This window comes from Hydrogenophaga sp. GW456-12-10-14-TSB4, assembly GCF_059424305.1.
Genome location: NZ_JBWKZH010000018.1, coordinates 1 through 21,206, shown reverse-complemented (window position 1 = coordinate 21,206; position 21,206 = coordinate 1). Strand labels below are relative to the sequence as shown.

Here is a 21,206-nt window from a genome sequence, read left to right as displayed (position 1 = left end):
GCTCAGCTCTCCAGCGCCACCCGCGCCGATGCGACGTACAGGCGCTCCATGGCGTCCTGCGGTTCGATCGACGCCGCTCGGTCGAGCAGGCGGTTCGCCTCGGGCAGGGCGTCCACGCCTTCCAGCATGACCAGGCCGTTGGCGTATTCGGTCAGCGTCACGACCGAATCCGGGTTGAGTGCCATGGCCTTCTCGTACAGCGCCAGGCCGGTGGCCTTGTTCGCGCCGTAGGTCATGCCCCCGACCATGCTGCCGACCTTGTCGATCACCTCGGCGTGGAACGTTGCCAGGGTGAGGTGGGCGTCGGCGTGCTGCGGGCAGCGCGCGATCGCCGTCTCCAGCGCATGGCGGATGCGCACGCCCAGGCCCTGGGTGAGGGCCTTGGCCACGCTGATGCCCTGGCTGTAGCGGCCCAGGGCGTAGGCCTGCCAATACCAGGCGCCGGTGTGGTCGGCCTGCCGGCGCTGCAGGGCTTCGGCGCGGGCCGCCGCCTCGAGCAGCAGGTCCTGGCGCACCTGGGTGCGCGCTTCCAGGTAGTTGGCGTAGATGCAGGTGGCCTTGTTGGCCACGTTCATGCCGGCATCGCCCAGCGCCAGGCCGGCTTCCGCCGCGCGCTGGAACTCGCCGTTGTGGAACAGCACCCAGGCCTGCACCACGGCCGATTCGTCGGGCCAGGGTTCGGCGTCGCCGCGGTGCAGGCGGTTCCAGAGCGCCTTGAGCCGATCGGCGTCGAGCGCGGTGTGGCCTGCAGAGGGAAAGGGTTTCCAGTCGGCCATGGTGGATTCTCCCGGGAGGTGTTCAGGATTGGGGACCGTAGGCGCCGGTGAGCGTCATGAGGTGTTGCCGCTGCGTGGCTTCCAGGTAGGGCGCCAGCAGGTTGAGCACGTGGTGTGCGCCGCGCAGCAGGGCCTGCTGCGCGTTGTCGGGTTCGAGGGCGTTGCGCGGGTCGCGCACGTACTCGAAGCTCAGCCAGTAGGTGAGCACCACCACCATGCTGGTGGCGGTGGGCTCGCTCTCGCGCGCGTCGATGCTCACCGCGCCGTGGCGGCTCATGCCGTCGAGCAGGAGGCGGATCGCGCGCGATTTGTTCTTCAGCACGGTCTGGAAGCGGGTTTCCAGCAGCCGGTTCTTGGACAGCAGGTCGTTGAGGTCGCGGTAGAGGAAGCGGTATTCCCAGATGATCTCGAACAGCGAGTGCAGGAAAAACCAGGCGTCTTCCACGTTGCGCACGCCTTCGCTCGCGCTCAGCAGTTCACCGAGCGCGCGCTCGTAGCGCTCGAAAAGCGAGTTGATCAGCTCGTCCTTGGCCGGGTAGTGGTAGTACAGGTTGCCCGGGCTGATGCCGAGCTCGGCCGAGATCAGGGTGGTGGAGACGTTGGGTTCGCCGAAGCGGTTGAACAGCTCCAGCGTCACCTCCAGGATGCGCTCGGCGGTGCGTCGCGGGGCTTTCTTGGCCATGGCGCGGCGCTTTCAGCGGCTGTGGGCCGGCGCGGCGGAACCTTCCAGGTGCCGCTGCAGTTCGTCCAGCGTGGCGTGCAGCCGCGCGGCCAGGGCCGTGTGTGCCGGCGGCTTGCGCGAAGCGCCGAGCAGGCGGCGGTGCGGATCGCGCAGCGCGGCCAGGTCCAGCACCACCCCGTGGCGCGCGAGTTGCGGCGCCAGATCGGCCTGCCGGTCCAGCAGCATGCGGCGCGTCTGCTGGTAGGCGTGTTCCGCGATCTCGCGGCGCTGGCGGTAGCTGAAGGTGTTCGCGAAGAACAGCGTGGCGTCGCGCTGGTCGGGCTCGATCAGCACGATGTCGGTGCCGGGGTAGGCGCGCTCGTAGTGCTTGAGGCCCAGCGCCAGCCGCGAATGGATCATCGAGCGGAAGGTCTGGCTCATCACCGCCGGCAGGCCACCTTCAACCAGCGAGGGGATGCGCCGGCCGTCGTGCAGGCTGGGGTTGGTGTGGAAGGGCACCAGCGGGTTCAGGCACAGCAGCAGGTCGGTGCCTTCGTCCAGCGCCACCGTGGCGTGCAGCGTCTTCTTCAGCGCCCCGTCCACGTAGTGCTGGCCGCCGATTTCCACCGGCGGGAACAGGCCGGGCAGGGCCGCGCTGGCCTGGATGGCGCGCGAGATCGGCACATGGTCCCAGCCCGGGCGGCCGAAGGGCGCGGCGTCGCCGGTGTCGAGCTGCGTGGCCACCAGGGTCAGGCGCGCGCGCAGTTCGCGGAAGTCGTTGCTGCGCCCCGGCTGGCTGAACAGGCGTTCGATCTGATGGTGGATGCCCTCGTTGTCGAGCACGCCGGTGGGCAGCGCAGCCCCCACGCGTTCGAGCGCGTGGGTGAAGGGCTTGCGGTGCACACCCCAGGCCCACAAGGCGCTGCCGATCAGGCGCGGCAGGCGCTGCAGCCGGTCGCCGAACTCGCCCCACGCCGGCTTGAGCAGCCAGGACGGGTCGAAGTTGTCGTCGCCCGGGCGGTCTTCGATGAAGGCCTCGCACAGCTGGCGCGGGCGGATGCCGTTGGCCAGCCCGGCAGCGATGAACCCGCCGGCGGACACGCCGACGTAGTGCTCGCAGCCGTTGAGGTCCAGGCCTTGCAGGGTGTCGTCCAGCGCGCACAGCGCGCCGATTTCATAGATCGCCCCTAGCGGCCCGCCGCCGGCCAGCGCCAGGGCGATGCGGGGACGGCGCGACTTCTGCATGGCCGTTGGGTGGGAGGCTTTGCGGGACGTCGTCATGCGTTTGAGTGTAGACGGCGAGGCACGGCGAAAGTGCTGCGATGCAGCATGCGGTGCGCACGCGAAAAGGGGGCGTCATGCGCCCCCTGGTTCATCGTGCCGTGGCCGGCCCGCATCGGCTCAGGCCGCTTTGCGCGGCGCCGCCTTGCGTGCGGCCGCCTTCTTGGCGGGGGCGGCCTTCTTTGCAGGTGCGGCCTTGCGTGCGGCGGTCTTCGCCGGGGCCTTGCCGCCCAGGCTTTGCACGTGGCGGTTCAGCGCGTCGATGCGTTCGATCAGCGCTTCCACGTCGCGCGCGGACGGCACGCCCAGCTTGTTCAGCGCCTTGGCCACGCGTTCTTCAAAAATGTTTTCCAGCTTGTCCCATTGGCCGGTGGCCTTGGACGAGATGTCGGCGGCCATGCTGCTCACGCGGTTGGTGGCTTCGGAGATGCGCTCCTCGGCCACGGCCTGCGTCTTGCGCTGGATGGACAGACCTTCCTTCACCAGCGACTCGAAGGCCTTGCCGCCTTCTTCCTGCGCCTTGGAGAAAGCACCCAGGCCGGCCAGCCAGATCTGCTGCGCGGAGTCCTTGATGGCGCCGGACAGGGGGGAGTTGAAGGCCGCGGCGGTGGGCTTGGCCGCGCTGCCGTTCTTCTGGATTTTCTTGACCATGGGGAATGCTCCTGGAGGGGTTGGAAAGACGGGCCACTGTACGGCCCGTGCGCCGGGCCTGTGTAGGGGCGCACAACTAAACCCCACGCGGGTTTTTGCGGAAGGCGGGGGCTGTCTTCCTGGTCAAGAATGGCGGGCACACGGCGTTCCCGCCTTTTGTGATCCAACCGCTCAGGAGACCTTCATGCATTACTTCGTCACCGGTGCCACCGGCTTCATTGGCAAACGCCTGGTGGCCAAGCTGCTGCAGCGCAAGGGCGCGGTGGTGCATTTCCTGATCCGTCAGGAGAGCGAAGGCAAGGTGGCGGGGCTGCGCGAGTACTGGGGCGTGGGCGCATCGCGTGCGGTGCCCGTGTTCGGCGACCTTACGGCCAAGAAGCTGGGCGTGTCGGCCGACGACGTGAAGGCGCTCAAAGGCCAGATCGACCACTTCTTCCACCTCGCCGCGGTGTACGACCTGGAGGCGGACGAGGAAAGCCAGATCGCCGTCAACGTGGACGGCACGCGCAACACGGTCGAGTTCGCCAAGGCGATCGGTGCGGGCCATTTCCACCACGTTTCCTCGATCGCCGCCGCCGGCCTGTACGAAGGTGTGTTCCGTGAGGACATGTTCGAGGAGGCCGAGAACGTCGATCACCCCTACTTCATGACCAAGCACGAGAGCGAGAAGATCGTGCGCAAGGAATGCAAGGTGCCCTGGAGCGTGTACCGCCCGGCCGCCGTGGTGGGCGATTCGCGCACCGGCGAGATGGACAAGATCGACGGGCCCTACTACTTCTTCAAGCTGATCCAGCGCATGCGCCAGATCCTGCCGCCCTGGATGCCCAGCGTGGGCCTGGAGGGGGGGCGCATCAACATCGTGCCGGTCGATTTCGTGGTCGATTCGCTCGACCACATCGCCCACCAGAAGCGCGGCAGCGGCGCCTGTTTCCACCTGGTCGACCCCATGGGCTACCGCGTGGGCGATGTGCTCGACATCCTGAGCAAGGCCGCGCACGCGCCCAAGATGAACCTGTTCGTCAACGCCGCGCTGATGGGCTTCATCCCCAAGAGCGTGAAGAAGGGGCTGATGGCGCTGGCGCCGGTGCGCCGGGTCTACAAGGCCGTCATGCAGGACCTCGGCCTGCCCGAAGACATGATGACCTTCGTCAACTACCCCACGCGCTTCGACTGCCGCGAGACGCTGGCCGCGCTCAAGGGCAGCGGCATCGAGTGCCCCAACCTCAAGGACTACGCCTGGCGCCTGTGGGACTACTGGGAGCGCCACCTCGACCCCGACCTGCACATCGACCGCAGCCTCAAGGGCACGGTGGCGGGCAAGGTGGTGCTGGTCACCGGCGGCAGCTCGGGCATCGGCCTGGCGGCGGCGCACAAGTTCGCCGAGGCCGGTGCCGTCACCATCATCTGCGGGCGCGACCAGGACAAACTGGACGAGGCCTGCAAGGAGGCCAAGGACAAGGGCTACCAGTTCGTGGCCTACCCGGCCGACATTGCCGACATGGCCGACGCCGACCGTTTCGTGCAGCTGCTGATCCAGAACCACGGCGGGGTGGATTTTCTGATCAACAACGCCGGCCGCTCGATCCGCCGCGCCATCGAAGGCAGCTACGACCGCTTCCACGACTTCGAGCGCACCATGCAGCTGAACTACTTCGGCTGCCTGCGCGTGACCATGGGCTTCCTGCCCGGCATGGTGGCCAAGCGCAAAGGCCACGTGGTCAACATCAGCTCCATCGGCGTGCTCACCAACGCGCCGCGCTTCTCGGCCTACGTGGCCAGCAAGTCCGCGCTGGACGCCTGGACGCGCTGCGCCTCCAGCGAGTTCGCCGACCAGGGCATCACCTTCACCACCATCAACATGCCGCTGGTGCGCACGCCCATGATCGCGCCCACCAAGATCTACCAGAACGTGCCCACGCTGGCGCCCGAAGAGGCGGCCGACATGATTGCGCAGGCCTGCATCTTCAAGCCGGTGCGCATCGCCACGCGCCTGGGCGTCACCGGCCAGGTGATGCACGCGCTGGTGCCGCGCGTGGCGCAGATCGTGATGAACACCAGCTTTCGCATGTTCCCGGACTCGTCGGCGGCCAAGGGCGAGAAGGGCGCCAAACCGCAGCTGTCGCCCGAAGCCGTGGCGATGCAGCAGATGATGCGCGGCATTCACTTCTGACCGCGGGCCCGGGGCCGGCGGGCGAGTCATGCGCCGGCCCTAGAATTTCGCTTTTGCCCGCTTAGCAGGAACCCGCATGACCGAGCCCACCGACATCACCTCCATTGCGCCGCGCGACAAGGCCGAGATCCTTGCGCAGGCGCTGCCGTACATCCGCAAGTACCACGGCAAGACCATGGTCATCAAGTACGGCGGCAACGCCATGACCGACCCGGCCCTGCAGCAGGACTTCGCCGAGGACGTGGTGCTGCTCAAGCTGGTCGGCATCAACCCGGTGGTGGTGCACGGCGGCGGCCCGCAGATCGAGACGCTGCTCAAGCGCCTGGGCAAGCAGGGCCAGTTCATCCAGGGCATGCGTGTGACCGACCCCGAGACCATGGAAGTGGTGGAGTGGGTGCTGGCCGGCGAGGTGCAGCAGGACATCGTGGGCCTGATCAACCAGGCCGGCGGCAAGGCCGTGGGCCTGACCGGGCGCGACGGCGCCATGATCCGCGCGCAGAAGCTGCGCATGACCGACCAGAAAGACCCGAACCTGGAGCACGACGTCGGCCAGGTGGGCGACATCGTCAGCATCGACCCTTCCGTGGTCAAGGCCCTGCAGGACGACCAGTTCATCCCCGTCGTCAGCCCGATCGGCTTTGGCGAGCAGAACGAGAGCTACAACATCAACGCCGACGTGGTGGCCGCCAAACTGGCCACCGTGCTGCAGGCCGAGAAGCTGCTCATGCTCACCAACATCCGCGGCGTGCTCGACAAGGACATGCAGCTGCTCACCGAACTCACGCCGCGCCAGATCGACGACCTGGTGGTGGACGGCACCATCTCCGGCGGCATGATCCCCAAGATCGCCGGCGCGCTGGATGCGGCCAAGAGCGGGGTGAACGCGGTTCACATCATCGACGGCCGCGTGCCGCACGCCCTGCTGCTGGAGGTGCTCGGCAACGAGCCCTTCGGCACCATGATCCGCTCCCACTGAGCGGCCAGGCCGCTCAATCGAGGCGGTCACTCACTGTCTTTGGAGGGCCCAATGGCGTTGATAAAAAGTCAAAGGGCTGTGCGAGAATGTTTGAAACCACACGGATCGCTCGCCCATGACATCCAACGCCCCTGAGTCCCCCTCCCCGGAAGACAAAGCCGCTGCCGCGCGCGAAGCCGCCGAGGCCATCGACGCGGCGGCCCATGCCGATGGGGGTGGTGGGCGCAAGCGGCCCAAACCCGGCGAGCGCCGGGTGCAGATCCTCGAAGCCCTGGCGACCATGCTGCAGCAGCCGGGCGCCGAGCGCATCACCACCGCCGCCCTGGCGGCCAAGCTGGAGGTGAGCGAAGCCGCGCTGTACCGGCATTTCGCCAGCAAGGCCCAGATGTTCGAGGGCCTGATCGAGTTCATCGAGCAGTCGGTGTTCGGCCTCATCAACCAGCTCGGCGAGCGCGAAGCCGACGCCAACGTGCGCTCGCGCAAGCTCGTCACCCTGCTGCTGCAATTCGGCGAAAAGAACCCCGGCATGACGCGCGTGATGGTCGGCGATGCGCTGGTGTTCGAGAACGAGCGCCTGCAGCAGCGCATGAACCTGTTCTTCGACAAGATCGAGGCCGCGCTGCGCCAGAACCTGCGGGAAACCTCGCTGGTGGCCGGGGCCGCCACGCCCACTGTCGATGCCCAGGCCGATGCCTCGGCCATCACGGCGTTCTGCGTCGGGCGCCTGCAACGCTTTGCGCGCAGCGGCTTCAAGCGCTCGCCCAGCGAAAGCCTGGAGCACAGCCTCGCGCTGCTGCTGCCCATCGTCCGCCACTGAAGAAGCGCGGCATTTAGGGCACAGCCCCTAAACAAACCTCACACAAATCGCCGGTGGTTTGCACCGGGGGCCGGTTTTGCGGTAAAAATAGAACGACCGTTCGTATTTATTCGAGCGGTCGTTTTTTTGACCCCTCATCCAACCAGGACCGAACCCATGAGCGTCACACCCACTGCCCGCCGCGCGCGCGCCGACGCCCCGGCCCACAAGCCCCTGCAGAAGGGCCAGCAGACCAAGGCCGCCATCGTCGATGCCGCGCTCGGTCTGGCCACGCAGATCGGCCTGGAAGGCTTGTCCATCGGTGCGCTGGCCGAGGTCATGCAGATGAGCAAGTCTGGCGTGTTTGCCCACTTCGGCTCGCGCGAGGAGCTGCAGATCTCGGTGGTGCGCGAGTACCACACGCGCTTCGAGGACGAGGTGTTCTACCCCGCCATGGTCGCGCCGCGCGGGCTCCCGCGCCTGCGCAAGCTGTTCGACAACTGGATGAAGCGCACCTCGGTGGAAATCGACTCGGGCTGCATCTACATCAGCGGCGCGGTCGAGTTCGACGACCGGCCCGGGCCGGTGCGCGACGCGCTGGCCAGTTCGGTCAACACCTGGCTCACGGCCATGCGCCGCGCGGTCGAGATTGCGGTCGAGGAAGGCCACCTGGCGGCCGACACCGACGCGTCACAGATGGCGTTTGAAATCCACGCACAGATCCTCGCGCTGCACTATGAAGCCCGCTTTCTGCGCAGCCCCGACTCGGTGCGCCGCGCGCTGCAGGCCTTCGAGGGCATCGTGGAGCGCTACAGCCATCCCTCCGGCGACGCCCCCGCGCGCGCCCGCAAATCCCCGGCTCCTGCGCGCAAGCCGCAGGGCTGATTCCTTTCGCCTTTTCACAAACCCAGCACAGGAGTTCCTCATGCCCGTTTACAACCCGCCCCTGCGAGACATGCAGTTTGTGATGCACGAAGTGCTCAAGGTCACCGACGACTTCAAGGCCATGCCCCAGCATGCCGAGGTGGACGCCGACACCATCAACGCCGTGCTGGAGGAAGCCGGCAAGTTCGCCTCGCAGGTGATTTTCCCGCTCAACATCAGCGGCGACACCGAAGGTTGCACGCTCGACAAGGCGACGCACGAAGTCAAGACGCCGACCGGCTTCAAGGACGCCTACAAGACCTACGTCGAAGGCGGCTGGGCGGCGCTGTCGTGCGACCCCGCGTTCGGCGGCCAGGGCTTGCCGCTGGTGGTGAACCAGTGCTTCTACGAAATGATGAACTCGGCCAACCAGGCCTGGACCATGTACCCCGGCCTCACGCACGGCGCCTACGCCGCGCTGCACACCTACGGCACCGACGAGCAGAAGAAGACCTACCTGCCCAAGATGACCAGCGGCGAATGGACCGGCACCATGTGCCTGACCGAACCGCACTGCGGCACCGACCTGGGCCTGATGCGCACCAAGGCCGAGCCGCAGGCCGACGGCACCTACAAGATCACCGGCAACAAGATCTTCATCAGCGCCGGTGAACACGACATGGCCGACAACATCATCCACCTGGTGCTGGCCCGCCTGCCCGACGCGCCTCCCGGCATCAAGGGCGTGAGCCTGTTCATCGTGCCCAAGCACCACGTGAAGGCCGACGGCTCGCTCGGCGAGCGCAACGGCATCTACTGCGGCGGCCTGGAACACAAGATGGGCATCCACGGCAACGCCACCGCGCAGATCGTGATCGACGGCGCCATCGGCACCCTGGTGGGCCAGCCCAACAAGGGCATGCAGGCCATGTTCGTGATGATGAACGCGGCCCGCCTGGGCGTGGGCAACCAGTCGCTGGGCCTGACCGAGGTGGCCTACCAGAACGCGCTGGCCTACGCCAAGGACCGCATCCAGATGCGCTCGCTGACCGGCCCCAAGGCCAAGGACAAGCCGGCCGACCCGATCATCGTGCACCCCGACGTGCGCCGCATGCTGCTCACCGCCAAGGCCTATGCCGAAGGCGGCCGCGCGCTGGCCATGTTCTGCTCGGTGCTGCTGGAGAAGGCACACCACCACCCCGACGAGAAGGTGCGCAAGGACAGCGACGAAATGCTCTCGCTGCTCACGCCCATCACCAAGGCCTTCCTGACCGACAACGGCTACAACGCCACCACGCAGTGCCAGCAGGTGTTCGGCGGTCACGGCTACATCAAGGAATGGGGCATGGAGCAGTACGTGCGCGATGCCCGCATCAACATGATCTACGAAGGCACCAACACCATCCAGAGCCTGGACCTGCTGGGCCGCAAGGTGCTGGGCAACAACGGCGCCACGCTCAAGAAGTTCGGCAAGCTGGTCGGCGCGCTGGTGATGGAAGAGGGCGTCAACGAGAAGATGGCCGAGTTCATCAACCCGCTGGCCGTGCTGGGTGAGCAGATCACCAAGTTCACCACCGAGATCGGCTTCAAGGGCCTGCAGAACGCCGACGAAGTGGGCGCCGCCGCCGTGGATTACCTGCGCGTGGCCGGTCACCTGGTGTTCGGCTACTTCTGGGCCCGCATGGCCCAGGTGGCGCTGCGCGAGATCGCGGCTGGCAACACCGACCCGTTCTACACCGCCAAGCTGCAGACCGCGCGCTTCTACTTCGCCAAGCTGTTCCCCGAGACCGCGACGCTGATGCGCACCGCGCGCGCCGGCAGCAAGGTGCTGATGGACACCGACGCTGCGCTCGCGTAAACCCGTCTTTTCCCACCACCACCAGGAGACTTCCATGATCAAGACAACGCTTGCCGCTTCGCTCCTCGTCTTCGCCGGCCACGCCCTTGCGCAGATGTCGCCCGTGGGCCTGTGGAAAACGATCGACGACGACTCGAAGAAAGAGAAGTCCCTGGTGCGCATCAAGGAAAGCAATGGGGTCTACAGCGGCACCATCGAGAAGCTGCTGGACCCCAGCAGCAAGCAGGACGCGGTGTGCGACAAGTGCACCGACGAGCGCAAGGACAAGCCCGTGCTGGGCATGACCATCCTGCGCAACCTCAAGCAGAGCGCCGACGACAAGACCGTCTACGACGGCGGCGACATCGTCGACCCGAACAACGGCAAGGTCTACCGCACGCGCCTCAAGCCCGTCGAAGACGGCAAGAAGCTGGAAATGCGCGGCTACATCGGCCCGTTCTACCGCACTCAGGTGTGGATCCGCGTCGAGTGAAGCCCGCGCGTCCGACCCCTTTCATGGAAAACCAATGAACCGATTTCAAGTGAAGAAAGTCGCCGTGCTCGGCGCAGGCGTGATGGGCGCGCAGATCGCCGCGCACCTGGTCAACGTCAAGGTGCCGGTGGTGCTGTTCGACCTGCCCGCCAAGGAAGGCCCGAAGAACGGCATCGTCACCCGCGCGGTGGAGGGCCTGAAGAAGCTCAAGCCTTCGCCGCTGGGCGTGGCGGCCGATGCCGACCTGATCGGCCAGGCCAACTACGAAGAGCACATGGAGCAGCTGCGCGACTGCGACCTCATCATCGAGGCCATCGCCGAGCGCATGGACTGGAAGCTCGACCTCTACACCAGGATCGCGCCCTTCATCGCCGAGCACGCCATCGTTGCGTCCAATACCTCGGGCCTGTCGATCACCAAGCTCAGCGAGGCCCTGCCCGAGGCGATCAAGCCGCGCTTCTGCGGCATCCACTTCTTCAACCCGCCGCGCTACATGACGCTGGTGGAGCTGATCGCCACGCCCACCACGGAGCCGCAGATCCTCAACGACCTGGAGACCTTCGTCACCAGTGGCCTGGGCAAGGGCGTGGTGCGCGCCAAGGACACGCCCAACTTCGTGGCCAACCGCATCGGCATCGCCGGCATGCTGGCCACGATGAAGGAGGTGGAGAACTTCGGCCTCACCTACGACGTGGTCGACGACCTCACCGGCAAGCGCCTGGGCCGCGCCAGCAGCGGCACCTTCCGCACCGCCGACGTGGTGGGCCTGGACACCATGGCGCACGTGGTCAAGACCCTGCAGGACAACCTGAGCCTGGAGAGCGACCCGTTCTACGGCAGCTTCGGCACGCCGCCGGTGCTGCAGAAGCTCATCGAGCTGGGCAACCTGGGCCAGAAGGCCAAGGCCGGCTTCTACAAGAAGGTCGGCCGCGACATCCTGCGCTTCGATCTGGAGAGCGGCGAGTACGTGCCCGGCGGCGAAAAGGCCGACGAGGTCTACGGCCGCATGCTCAAGCGCCCGGCCGCCGAGCGCCTGAAGCTGCTGCGCAACAGCGAAGGCCCGCAAGGCCGGTTCCTCTGGGCCATTCTGCGCAACAGCTTCCACTACGCCGCTGTGCACCTGGCCAGCATTGCCGAGACCGCGCGCGACGTGGACCAGGCCATGCGCTGGGGCTTCGGCATGAAGCAGGGCCCGTTCGAGCTCTGGCAGGAAGCCGGCTGGCTCGAGGTGGCGAAGATGGTCCAGGAAGACATCGACGCCGGCAAGGCGCTGAGCAAGGCGCCGCTGCCCGAGTGGGTGTTCAAGGGCCCGGTGGCCGAAGCGGGCGGTGTGCACACCGCGCAGGGTTCGTGGAACCCCAGCAAGGGCGCGTTTGAAGCGCGCCTGCAACTGCCGGTCTACCAGCGCCAGCACTTCCCCGAGCTGCTGCTCGGCGAAGCCGGCCCGACATTCGAGACCGCCGGCAGCACCCTCGAAGAGAACGATTCGATCCGCCTCTGGACGCTGGACGAGCAGGTGCTCATCGCCAGCATCAAGACCAAGATGCACGCCATCAGCCCCGAGGTCTGCGAAGGCCTGATGGCCGCCGTGGACCTGGCCGAGAAGGAGTACCAGGGCCTGGTGATCTGGTCGGGCGACGAGCCCTTCAGCGCCGGCGCCGACCTGCAGGCCATGCTGCCGGCCTTCATGGCCGTGGGCGTGAGCGCCATCGAAGACGCCGAAGGCTTCATGCAGCAGACCATGCTGCGCTTGCGCTACGCCAACGTGCCGGTGGTCTCCGCCGTGCGCGGCCTGGCGCTGGGCGGCGGCTGCGAGATGGCCGTGTACAGCGCGCGCCGCGTGGTGCATATGGAAAGCTACATCGGCCTGGTGGAAGTCGGCGTGGGCCTGGTGCCCGGCGCCGGCGGCCTGACCTACATCGCGCGCCGCGCGGCCGAGAACGCCGAGACCTCCACGGGCAAGGACCTGCTGCCCTTCCTCACCGAAGGCTTCACCGCCGCTGCCATGGCCAAGGTGGGCACCAGCGCCATCGAGTCGCGCCAGCTCGGCTACGTGCTGCACTCCGACGTGATCGTGCCGCACAAGGACGAGCTGCTGTACGTGGCCATCAACGAAGCCAAGGGCCTGTTCAACGGCGGCTACCGCGCACCGCACAAGCGCCTGTTCCCGGTGGCCGGCCGCGATGGCAAGGCCACCATCCTGGGCAGCCTGGTCAACATGCGCGACGGCGGTTTCATCAGCCAGCACGACTTCCACATCGCCTCGCTGATCGCCAACGTGGTGACCGGCGGCGACGTCGAGCCCGGCACGCTGGTGAACGAGGACTACCTGATGACGCTGGAGCGCCAGGCCTTCTGCTCGCTGATCGTGCACCCCAAGACGCAGGAACGCATCCTGGGCATGCTCAACACCGGCAAGCCTGTGCGCAACTAAGGACACGACATGAGCAAACAGATTCAAGACGCCTACATCGTCGCCGCCACCCGCACCCCCATCGGCCGTTCGCACAAGGGTTCCTTCAAGCACCTGCGCCCGGACGACATGCTCGCCCTCGCGCTGCGCTCGGCGCTCGCGCAGGCCCCGGGCCTGGACCCCAAGGCCATCGAGGACGTGATCTGCGGCTGCGCCATTCCCGAAGCGCAGCAGGGCCTGAACGTGGCGCGCATCGGCGCCATCCTGGCCGGCCTGCCCAACAGCGTGGGTGGCATCACCGTCAACCGCTTCTGCGCCTCCGGCCTCTCGGCCGTGCAGATGGCGGCCGACCGCATCCGTGTGGGCGAGGCCGACGTGATGATTGCCGCCGGCACCGAGAGCATGAGCATGGTGCCCATGATGGGCAACTCGCCCAGCCTCTCGCCCACCATCTTCCGCAACACCGACGACGTGGAGAGCTACGGCATCGCCTACGGCATGGGCCTCACGGCCGAGAAGGTGGCGCAGAAGTGGAAGGTCTCGCGCGAGGCGCAGGACGCCTTCGCCCTGCAGTCGCACCAGCGCGCCGTGCTGGCCATGAAGAACGGCGAGTTCAGCGACGAGATCACACCGGTGGAAGTGACCGAACGCAGCGTCAATCTGGAAAGCGCCGAAGTCAGCACGAGCACGCGCACCGTGAGCCTGGACGAAGGCGCGCGGTCCGACACCTCCATTGAAGGACTGGCCAAGCTGCGCACCGTGTTCGCCGCGCGCGGCTCGGTCACCGCCGGCAACAGCTCGCAGACCAGCGACGGCGCGGGCGCGCTCATCCTGGCCAGCGAAGCGGCCATCAAGCGCTTCGGCCTCACGCCGCTGGCGCGTTTCGTGAGCTACGCCTCGCGCGGCGTGCCGCCGCACCTGATGGGCATCGGCCCGATCGAGGCCATTCCCGCCGCGCTGAAGTCCGCCGGCCTCACGCAGGACCAGATCGACTGGATCGAGCTCAACGAGGCTTTCGCCGCGCAGTCGCTCGCCGTCATCAACACCCTGGGCCTGGACCCGAGCAAGGTCAACCCCATGGGCGGTGCCATCGCGCTGGGCCACCCGCTGGGCGCCACCGGCGCCATCCGCTCGGCCACCGTGGTGCACGCGCTCAAGCGGCACAACAAGAAGTACGGCATGGTCACGATGTGCGTCGGCATGGGCCAGGGCGCCGCAGGCATCTTCGAGCGGGTCTGAGCATGCACGCGCTCGACCAGGCCGTTGCGCTGCACCCCACCGGCGCTCATCAATACCGCGGCGCCACCTCGCCCGCCTACGCCAACATGGTGGGGCCGTTCGGGGGCATCACGGCCGCCGCGGCCATGCAGTCGGTGATGCAGCACCCCGAGCGCCTGGGCGAGCCGATCTCGCTCACGGTGAACTACGCTGCCGCGCTGGCCGACGGCGACTTCGCCATCGAAGCGCGGCCGGTGCGCACCAACCGCTCCACCCAGCACTGGGTGCTGGAAATCACCCAGCCCGGCGCCGACGGCGTGCCCGCCACGGTGCTTACCGGCACGGCCGTCACCGCCGTGCGGCGCGAGACCTGGGGTGTGGACGACGAACCCCTGCCCGCCGTGCCCGCACCCGAGAGCGTCGCGCAGGCCACCATCGCGCCGCAGGTGGCCTGGCCCCAGCGCTACGCCATGCGCTTCATCACCGGCACCATCCCCGAGCGCTGGGACGGCCAGGGCGACACCAGTCTGATCCAGATGTGGGTGCGCGACGAACCGCAGCGCGGGCTCGACTTCACCAGCCTGTCCGCGCTGGCCGATGTGTTCTACCCGCGCGTCTGGCTGCGCCGCGCCAAGCCCGTGCCCACGGGCACGGTGTCGATGACGGTGTACTTCCACGCCGGCTCGGCCGAGCACACGGCCACCGGCAGCGGCTGGCTGTTGGCCCAGGCGCGCGGCCAGGCGTTCCGCAATGGCTTTTTCGACCAGAGCGCGCAGCTCTGGAACGAGGCCGGCGTGTTGCTGGCCACCACGCACCAGATCGTTTACTACAAGGAGTGACCCGCGCTCAGGGTCTGCCCAGGAACAGATAAAGCCCGGTGTAGCCGCGCGGCGCGCTCACGATGCTCAGGTAGAGCGGGCCGATGCCGGTGTCCGCGCCCACGAACAGGCTGGAGCCCGCGCGCAGATCGCCCAGCGAGATGTCGCGGCGCGCCGTCCAGGCGTTGCCGGCTTCCAGCGAGCCGCCCACGAACAGGGCGCGCGCCACGCCCACGCTCCAGGGCAGGCGCTGGTAGTAGGTGAGGCGGCCGAACACCAGGTAGTTGCCCGCCACCTGGCCCACGCGGTAGCCCGAGAGCTGCTGGAAACCCCCGAGCGAATACTCGTCGATCGCGCCCAGCGGGATCTGGTTGGTCTTGGCGAGCCGCGCGCCGAGATTGATGGTGTGCGGCCCCCAGCTCGTCACCGCCGTGGCCGTGCCCTCGAAGCTGGTGAAGCTGCTGCTGTGCGCGCCGTCGAAACTGCGCCGGCCGAACACCACCTCGCCCTGCGCGCGGTAGCCGTGCGACGGGAAGTTGGCGTAGTCCAGCTGATCGGCGATCACCGCACCGCGCAGGCCGACCTCGCGCCACTTCAGCGAGGTGGTGCTGTTCGCGATGCTGGCCGCGACCAGCTCCGGCGTCACCTTGCGCTGCGCCGCCATCACGCCCACGCGCATGTCGCCCACATTGCCGAGCAGGCCCATGGGCCAGCCGATGTCGGCGCCCACGCGCAGGCTCTGCCGCTGCGCCAGCGCCAGGGCTTCGCCGTCGGTGCCGAACAGCTCCACCTTGCGCAGGTTCGCGTCCACGTAGGCGGCCGCGAAACGGTCGCTGCGCAGGGTCAGGGGCTGGTAGATCTCGGAGTAGAGGCCCAGCGTCTCGCCCACCTGCACGCGGTTGCGCCACTCGGCGCCGGTGTCGTTGAGCCAGTGCCGGTTGTGGCTGATGCGCAGGTTGAACGCGCCCTGGCCCTGGAAGTCGGTGCGCAGGTCCAGCCCCACGCGCAGGTAGTTCGGCCCCCAGGCGTTCTCGCGCAGGTGCACCTTGAGGTCCTCGGCGCCGTCCTCGCGCCGCGTCAGGGTGTAGTCCACGGCCTCGAAGTCGCCCATGGCCGCGAGGCGCTGCAGGTCGTTCTCGAGCTTGGGCACGTCCAGCCGCTGGCCTTCCGAGGTGTCCAGCGCGGTGGCCAGGCGTTCGGCGCGGATCTCGTTCACGCCCTCGAAGGTCACCGAGGCCACGGTGCCGATGCGCCCCGTGTTGGCCTTCTCCTGCGCCTCGCGCGCGGCCACCCAGCGCTGGTAGCGCGGCGCATCCGCCGAGAAGCGCGCCAGCGCATCCCCCACCGTCTTGGCGTAGTCGTTGCCGATCTTCACCAGCTCGGGGGCCTTGCCGAAATCGGAGGAGGTGAGTTGCCCCAGCGGCGGCGTCAGCAGCAGGTCGTTCGGCGTCAGCGTGGCGATGCTGGCCTGCACGTTCTGCTCGGTCAGGATGTTCACCATCTGCGTGGTGATGCCCACCACGCTGCCCAGCGTCTCGCGCCCGGCCAGCGGCGTGCCGATGTTGACCGCGATCACCACGTCCGCCCCCATGCGGCGCGCCACGGCCACCGGCAGGTTGTCCACCAGCCCGCCGTCGCCCAGGATGCGCCCGTCCACCGCCAGCGGCGAGAACACGCCCGGCACCGACATGCTCGCGCGCAACGCGGCCGCCAGGTCGCCGTGGTCCAGCACCACGGGCTTGCCGGTCTCCATGTCGGTGGCCACCGCGCGAAACGGCGTGGGCAGGCCGTCGAAGTTCGCCAGGTGGCGCGTGGACAGCGTGTAGCGCCGCAGCAGCATCTCCAACGAGCGCGTGGAGACCGCGCCCGTGGGCAGCACGAAGGCGCCGTCGCGAAAACCCAGCATCAGCACCGGGGAGAGCTCGAAGTCTTCTTCCTTGCGGCGTTGCGAGAGCAGCTGGCGCGGCTCGCGGCGGTCGAACAGGTCGCCCCAGTTCACCGCCAGGATCTCGCGCTCCAGCTCGTCCGCCGTCATGCCGCTGGCGTACAGACCGCCCACGATCGCCCCCATCGACGTGCCCACGATCAGGTCCACCGGCACGCGCGCGGCCTCCAGCGCCTTGAGCACGCCCACGTGCGCAAACCCGCGCGCGCCCCCGCCCGAGAGCACCAGGCCCACGCGCGGGCGCTCGGCCGTCGGGGCGGGGGCCTGCTGCGCCAGCGCGGGGGCGCCGGTCAGCAACAGGACGAGCGCGCCGGCGAGGCCGTGGACGATGAGGGCGGTAAGTCGGGCTGGCATGGGAAGAACGGCACCTGTGAGCAGTGGCGCCGCCGTGGCGCCCGGAAGCGGCAAGTGTAGGCGGGGGCCGTGTCCCGGGCGCGGCCGGAAACACCCTGTCACGCACCGGTCATCCCCTGGATGGGCCGCCCAAAAAAAGCACGCCCGTTCGTGGTAATTTGCGGGTCCCTTCCCGCACATCCTGAGACACCCCATGAGCGACATCCTCGTCCACACCGAAGCCGGCGTCAGCACCCTCACGTTCAACCGCCCGGACAAGAAGAACTCCATCACCGCCGCCATGTACGGCCAGCTGGCCGATGCGCTGCAGGTCGCGCAGGACGATGCCACCGTGCGCTGTGTCGTTCTGCAGGGCAACGAGACCATCTTCTCCGCCGGCAACGACATTGCCGATTTCCTCAACAACCCGCCGGCCGGCACCGACTCGCCGGTGTTCCGCTTCCTGCGCGGCATCGCGCAGTTCCCCAAGCCACTGGTGGCGGCGGTGTGCGGCCCGGCCGTGGGCGTGGGCACCACGATGCTGTTCCATTGCGACCTGGTCTACGCCGGTGACAACGCCGCCTTCTCCATGCCCTTCGTCAACCTCGGCCTGTGCCCCGAGGCCGCGTCCAGCCTGCTGGTGCCGCAGATGCTGGGCTACCACCGTGCCGCCGAGGCATTGCTGCTGGGCGAGCCCTTCATGGCCGAAGCCGCGCTGGAGGTGGGTCTGGTCAACCGCGTGCTGCCGCCGATGGAAGCGGCCGGCTATGCGCAGGCCGTGGCGCGCAAGCTCGCGGCCAAGCCCCTGAGCGCGCTGATCGAAACCAAGCGCCTGATGAAGAAGCACCAGACGCAGCAGGTGCTGGCCGTGATGGCCGAAGAAGGCGCCAGCTTTGGCCGCATGCTGGGCGAGCCGGCCGCGCGCGAGGCGTTCGGAGCGTTCATGGAGCGCAGGAAGCCGGATTTCTCGAAGGTGTGAAAAGGCATCTGCTGACCGGCTACGCTGTTTCGATGTCCTGCCCGATGCGCCACAACACGCCCGCCGGGTCGTTCAGGATGAAGTCGCGGATGCCCCAGGGCCGGTCTTCGGGTGGCTCGGCGCGCACGCCGTAGCGCTCTCTCAACCGCTGCGCCTCGACGTGCGCCCACCACGCGTCCACGTCCTCCACCAGCAGGTGCATCATGAGGTTCTCGGCGAAGTCCTTCACGTAGAACTTCGTCAGCAGAAAACTGCTCCTGCCGGCGTGCAGGTAGGCCATCTGCTCCGAGGCCCAGGCCTCGGTGAAGCCCAGGTCGATGTAGAAGCGCCGGGACAGGTCGAAGTCGATCGCGGGCAGGAAGGCCTTGATCTCGATGGTGTTCCTGTTGGGCATGGGACGCTGCGTCTGTGGTGCGTCGAGTATCCGCGCTCCGAGGGTGCCATGCCAACCCATGCGGCGCCTTTCGTGGAACCGCCTCAGGCCGGGCAGGCCTCGGCCGCCGCGCCCAGCCGGGTGGCCAGTTCGGTGACCAGCGTTGCCAACTCCTCGCCCGTGCCGGCCACGCCGTACACATAGTTGTCCGGCCGCACCAGCGCCGCCACGCTCTGGTGGCGCTGCAGCCAGGCCTCGGCCACGCCGTCGGTCTCCAGCGCGTCCACTGTGCCCAGCACCACACCCCGCAGCCAGGGCAGGGCACCCACGATGCCGGGCACCGCCTGACCGGGGGCCAGCACCAGCCGCCAGCCGTTGCCGGCGATGGCGTCCATGCGCTGGCGCTGGGGGCCGCTGAGCATCCAGGGTTGGGGGAACAGGCTGCCGCGCGCGGTGTGGTCCTGCGCGGCGAGCCAGCCGGTGGTCAGCGGCGGCAGGATGTCCTGGCGCGGCGTGTCCTTCACCTTGCCACCGCACTGGGCCAGCATCGCCGCGTCGCGCTCGCGGGCCTTCACCGGGTCGCGCTCGCAGATCACCGCGCCCACGTGCTTGATGCGGCTGGTGAGTTCGCGCACGTGGGCCTTGCGCTCGTCGCCGTAGCTGTCGAGCAGGGCCTCGGCGCTCGCGCCGCTGACCTCGCCGCGCAGCACGGCCGTGAGTTTCCACGCGAGGTTGCTCACGTCGCGGATGCCCTGGCACATGCCCTGACCGAGAAAAGGCGGTTGCATGTGCGCCGCGTCGCCCGCAAGGAACACGCGGCCCCGGCGCCACTGCTGGGCCACCAGCGCGTGAAAGCGGTAACTCGACTGGCGCCACAGCGTGCCGTCCTCGGGCGTGATCCAGCGCGAGAGCAGGCGCCAGGTTTCTTCTGGTGTGGCCGCGTGCTTCGGGTCTTCGCCCGGGTTGAGCGAGATTTCCCAGCGGCGGTGGTTTTTCGGGCCGATGACCAAGGTGCAGGGCCGCTCGGGTTCGCAGTACTGCACGCTCACTTTGGGCAGCTTGGCCAGGCCGCGCTCGTTCATGAGCACGTCCACCACCAGCCAGGGTTCGTCGAAGTCCAGGTCTTCCAGCGGCATGGCCATTGCGGTGCGCACCGCGCTGGAGCCACCGTCGCAGGCGATGGCGTACCGCGCGCGCACCGTGCGGGTGGGCTCGCCCTGCACATCGCCGATGGCCAGGTCCACGCCCTGGTCGTGCGGCGTGAGGCCGGTCATCTCCACGCCGAGCTCCACCACCACGTTGGGCAGTTGCGCGACGCGCGCGCGCAGGATCTTCTCGACCTCGGGCTGGGTGAACACCATCGACGGCGTGTGGCCCTGCGGGAAGGGCGGCGCCACCATGGTCATGCGGCGGATCAGCTGGCCGTCCACGCCGAAGTACTCCGAGGGCGTGAAGGGTTCGCAGAACGGCGCCACCGCATCAGCCACGCCGAGCTGCTGGAACACCCGCATGATCTCGTGGTCCAGCGCGATGGCGCGCGGGATCTGGTGCACGTCGGTGAGCCGGTCGCACACGTACACGCTCAGGCCGGCCTGGCCCAGCAGGCCGGCGGCCACCACGCCCGAGGGCCCGTAGCCCACGATGGCGACATCGAAGACGCGCTGCTGCTGTTGCATGGTCAGGCCCGTTCGTTCACGATGGGGTTGACCAGCGTGCCGATGCGCTCGATCTCCACCTCGAAGGTGTCACCGGCCTTCATCCACACCGGCGGCGTGCGCGCCTGGCCGACCCCGGCGGGCGTGCCCATCACGATCACGTCGCCGGCTTCCAGCGTCAGCACCTCGGCCAGCAGCGCGATGGTCTCGGCCACGCTGAAGATCATGTCGCTGGTGTTGGCGTCCTGCATCACCTGGCCGTTGAGGCGGCCCTGGATCTTCAGGCCGGCGGCGCCAGGCGGCAGCTCGTCGGCGGTCACCAGCACCGGGCCGAAGCCGCCGGTGCCGTCGAAGTTCTTGCCGATGGTCCACTGCGGCGTGCGCTTCTGGTAGTCGCGCACGCTCATGTCGTTGAAGCAGCTGTAGCCGAACACATAGGCCAGCGCATCCGCCTGGGTGGTGTGGCGCGGCACCTGGCGGCCGATGACCACGGCCAGCTCGGCCTCGTAGTCGAACTTGCCAGAGACGCGGGGCACCACGCCGGCGTCGCCGTGCGCGATCAGCGAGGAACTGCCGCGGTAGAAGAACCAGGGGTAGTCGGGCTTCTCGCGGCCGCCTTCCTTGGCGTGATCGAAGTAGTTGAGGCCCAGGCACACGGTCTTGCCGGGTTCGGGCACCAGCGGGGCGAGCGCGGTGCCGGCCAGGGGCTGGCGGGTGGTCTTCGCGGCCAGCGCCGCGTTCGCAGCGGCGTGCAGATCCACGCCCGTCTTGAGCGCGGTGCGCAGGTCGGCGGGCACCTGGGGCTGGGCGTCGTTCAGGTCGATCAGGTCGGTGCCGTCGACGACGGCCAGGCGGGGCGCGCCGTCGCGCAGGTAGGTGGTGAATTTCATGGTGCGGTCAGGTTTCGGAAAAAACGGGTTCAGGGAACGGAGGCGAACAGCACGCGGCGCTGGGCTTCCTTCAGGGT

18 protein-coding genes are annotated in these 21,206 nt (G+C 68.1%); 10 read left to right on the top strand and 8 right to left on the bottom strand.

The window, feature by feature from the left end; all coding sequences use genetic code 11:
• Positions 1–2: 2 nt before the first annotated feature.
• The 4 genes from AC07ZS_RS11155 to AC07ZS_RS11140 all read right to left on the bottom strand — a co-directional run bounded on the left by AC07ZS_RS11155 (position 3) and on the right by AC07ZS_RS11140 (position 3,369).
• Positions 3–776, bottom strand: coding sequence for a tetratricopeptide repeat protein (locus AC07ZS_RS11155; RefSeq protein ID WP_494798669.1), 774 nt, complete (start codon positions 774–776; stop codon positions 3–5).
• Positions 777–798: 22 nt separating this feature from the next.
• Positions 799–1,458, bottom strand: coding sequence for a TetR/AcrR family transcriptional regulator (locus tag AC07ZS_RS11150; protein WP_494798668.1), 660 nt, complete (start codon positions 1,456–1,458; stop codon positions 799–801).
• A gap of 12 nt (positions 1,459–1,470) precedes the next feature.
• Positions 1,471–2,718, bottom strand: a complete 1,248-nt coding sequence (locus AC07ZS_RS11145; protein ID WP_494798667.1) for a patatin-like phospholipase family protein — start codon at positions 2,716–2,718, stop codon at positions 1,471–1,473.
• Between the two features lie 120 nt (positions 2,719–2,838).
• Positions 2,839–3,369, bottom strand: a complete 531-nt coding sequence (locus AC07ZS_RS11140) for a phasin family protein (RefSeq protein WP_494798666.1) — start codon at positions 3,367–3,369, stop codon at positions 2,839–2,841.
• A gap of 184 nt (positions 3,370–3,553) precedes the next feature.
• On the opposite strand from AC07ZS_RS11140, the gene AC07ZS_RS11135 reads away from it, so the two are divergent.
• The 9 genes from AC07ZS_RS11135 to AC07ZS_RS11095 all read left to right on the top strand — a co-directional run bounded on the left by AC07ZS_RS11135 (position 3,554) and on the right by AC07ZS_RS11095 (position 14,975).
• A complete protein-coding gene (locus AC07ZS_RS11135; RefSeq protein ID WP_494798665.1) occupies positions 3,554–5,539 on the top strand; it encodes an SDR family oxidoreductase in 1,986 nt (661 codons plus the stop codon).
• A gap of 76 nt (positions 5,540–5,615) precedes the next feature.
• Entirely contained in the window at positions 5,616–6,515 is a 900-nt protein-coding gene (argB, locus tag AC07ZS_RS11130) for an acetylglutamate kinase (protein WP_494798664.1), read from the top strand.
• Between the two features lie 115 nt (positions 6,516–6,630).
• Positions 6,631–7,332, top strand: coding sequence for a nucleoid occlusion factor SlmA (gene slmA / locus AC07ZS_RS11125; RefSeq protein WP_382154158.1), 702 nt, complete (start codon positions 6,631–6,633; stop codon positions 7,330–7,332).
• Between the two features lie 156 nt (positions 7,333–7,488).
• Positions 7,489–8,196 (top strand): TetR/AcrR family transcriptional regulator, encoded by a 708-nt coding sequence (locus AC07ZS_RS11120; protein ID WP_494798663.1) that lies wholly within the window; start codon positions 7,489–7,491, stop codon positions 8,194–8,196.
• A gap of 40 nt (positions 8,197–8,236) precedes the next feature.
• On the top strand, positions 8,237–10,033 hold the full coding sequence (locus AC07ZS_RS11115; RefSeq protein WP_494798662.1) for an acyl-CoA dehydrogenase C-terminal domain-containing protein: 1,797 nt from the start codon (positions 8,237–8,239) through the stop codon (positions 10,031–10,033).
• Between the two features lie 34 nt (positions 10,034–10,067).
• Positions 10,068–10,505, top strand: a complete 438-nt coding sequence (locus AC07ZS_RS11110) for a DUF2147 domain-containing protein (RefSeq protein ID WP_494798661.1) — start codon at positions 10,068–10,070, stop codon at positions 10,503–10,505.
• A 34-nt stretch (positions 10,506–10,539) separates the two neighbouring features.
• Positions 10,540–12,939: a 3-hydroxyacyl-CoA dehydrogenase/enoyl-CoA hydratase family protein gene (locus tag AC07ZS_RS11105; RefSeq protein WP_494798660.1), complete on the top strand. Its 2,400-nt coding sequence runs from the start codon at positions 10,540–10,542 to the stop codon at positions 12,937–12,939.
• A gap of 9 nt (positions 12,940–12,948) precedes the next feature.
• A complete protein-coding gene (locus tag AC07ZS_RS11100; protein WP_494798659.1) occupies positions 12,949–14,157 on the top strand; it encodes an acetyl-CoA C-acyltransferase in 1,209 nt (402 codons plus the stop codon).
• A 2-nt stretch (positions 14,158–14,159) separates the two neighbouring features.
• Positions 14,160–14,975 carry an acyl-CoA thioesterase gene (locus AC07ZS_RS11095; protein WP_494798658.1) on the top strand — a complete coding sequence of 272 codons (816 nt, stop codon included), beginning with the start codon at positions 14,160–14,162 and terminating at the stop codon, positions 14,973–14,975.
• Positions 14,976–14,982: 7 nt separating this feature from the next.
• On the opposite strand, the gene AC07ZS_RS11090 is transcribed toward AC07ZS_RS11095, so the two are convergent.
• On the bottom strand, positions 14,983–17,253 hold the full coding sequence (locus tag AC07ZS_RS11090; RefSeq protein WP_494798657.1) for a patatin-like phospholipase family protein: 2,271 nt from the start codon (positions 17,251–17,253) through the stop codon (positions 14,983–14,985).
• A 193-nt stretch (positions 17,254–17,446) separates the two neighbouring features.
• Between AC07ZS_RS11090 and AC07ZS_RS11085 the strand changes: the two genes are divergently transcribed.
• Positions 17,447–18,211: an enoyl-CoA hydratase gene (locus AC07ZS_RS11085; RefSeq protein WP_494798656.1), complete on the top strand. Its 765-nt coding sequence runs from the start codon at positions 17,447–17,449 to the stop codon at positions 18,209–18,211.
• 19 nt (positions 18,212–18,230) lie between these two features.
• On the opposite strand, the gene AC07ZS_RS11080 is transcribed toward AC07ZS_RS11085, so the two are convergent.
• From AC07ZS_RS11080 to AC07ZS_RS11070, 3 genes are all read right to left on the bottom strand, one after another.
• Positions 18,231–18,605, bottom strand: coding sequence for a VOC family protein (locus tag AC07ZS_RS11080; protein ID WP_494798655.1), 375 nt, complete (start codon positions 18,603–18,605; stop codon positions 18,231–18,233).
• 83 nt (positions 18,606–18,688) lie between these two features.
• Positions 18,689–20,260: a bifunctional 3-(3-hydroxy-phenyl)propionate/3-hydroxycinnamic acid hydroxylase gene (locus AC07ZS_RS11075; RefSeq protein WP_494798654.1), complete on the bottom strand. Its 1,572-nt coding sequence runs from the start codon at positions 20,258–20,260 to the stop codon at positions 18,689–18,691.
• Between the two features lie 2 nt (positions 20,261–20,262).
• Entirely contained in the window at positions 20,263–21,129 is an 867-nt protein-coding gene (locus AC07ZS_RS11070) for a fumarylacetoacetate hydrolase family protein (RefSeq protein WP_494798653.1), read from the bottom strand.
• Positions 21,130–21,206 lie beyond the last annotated feature (77 nt).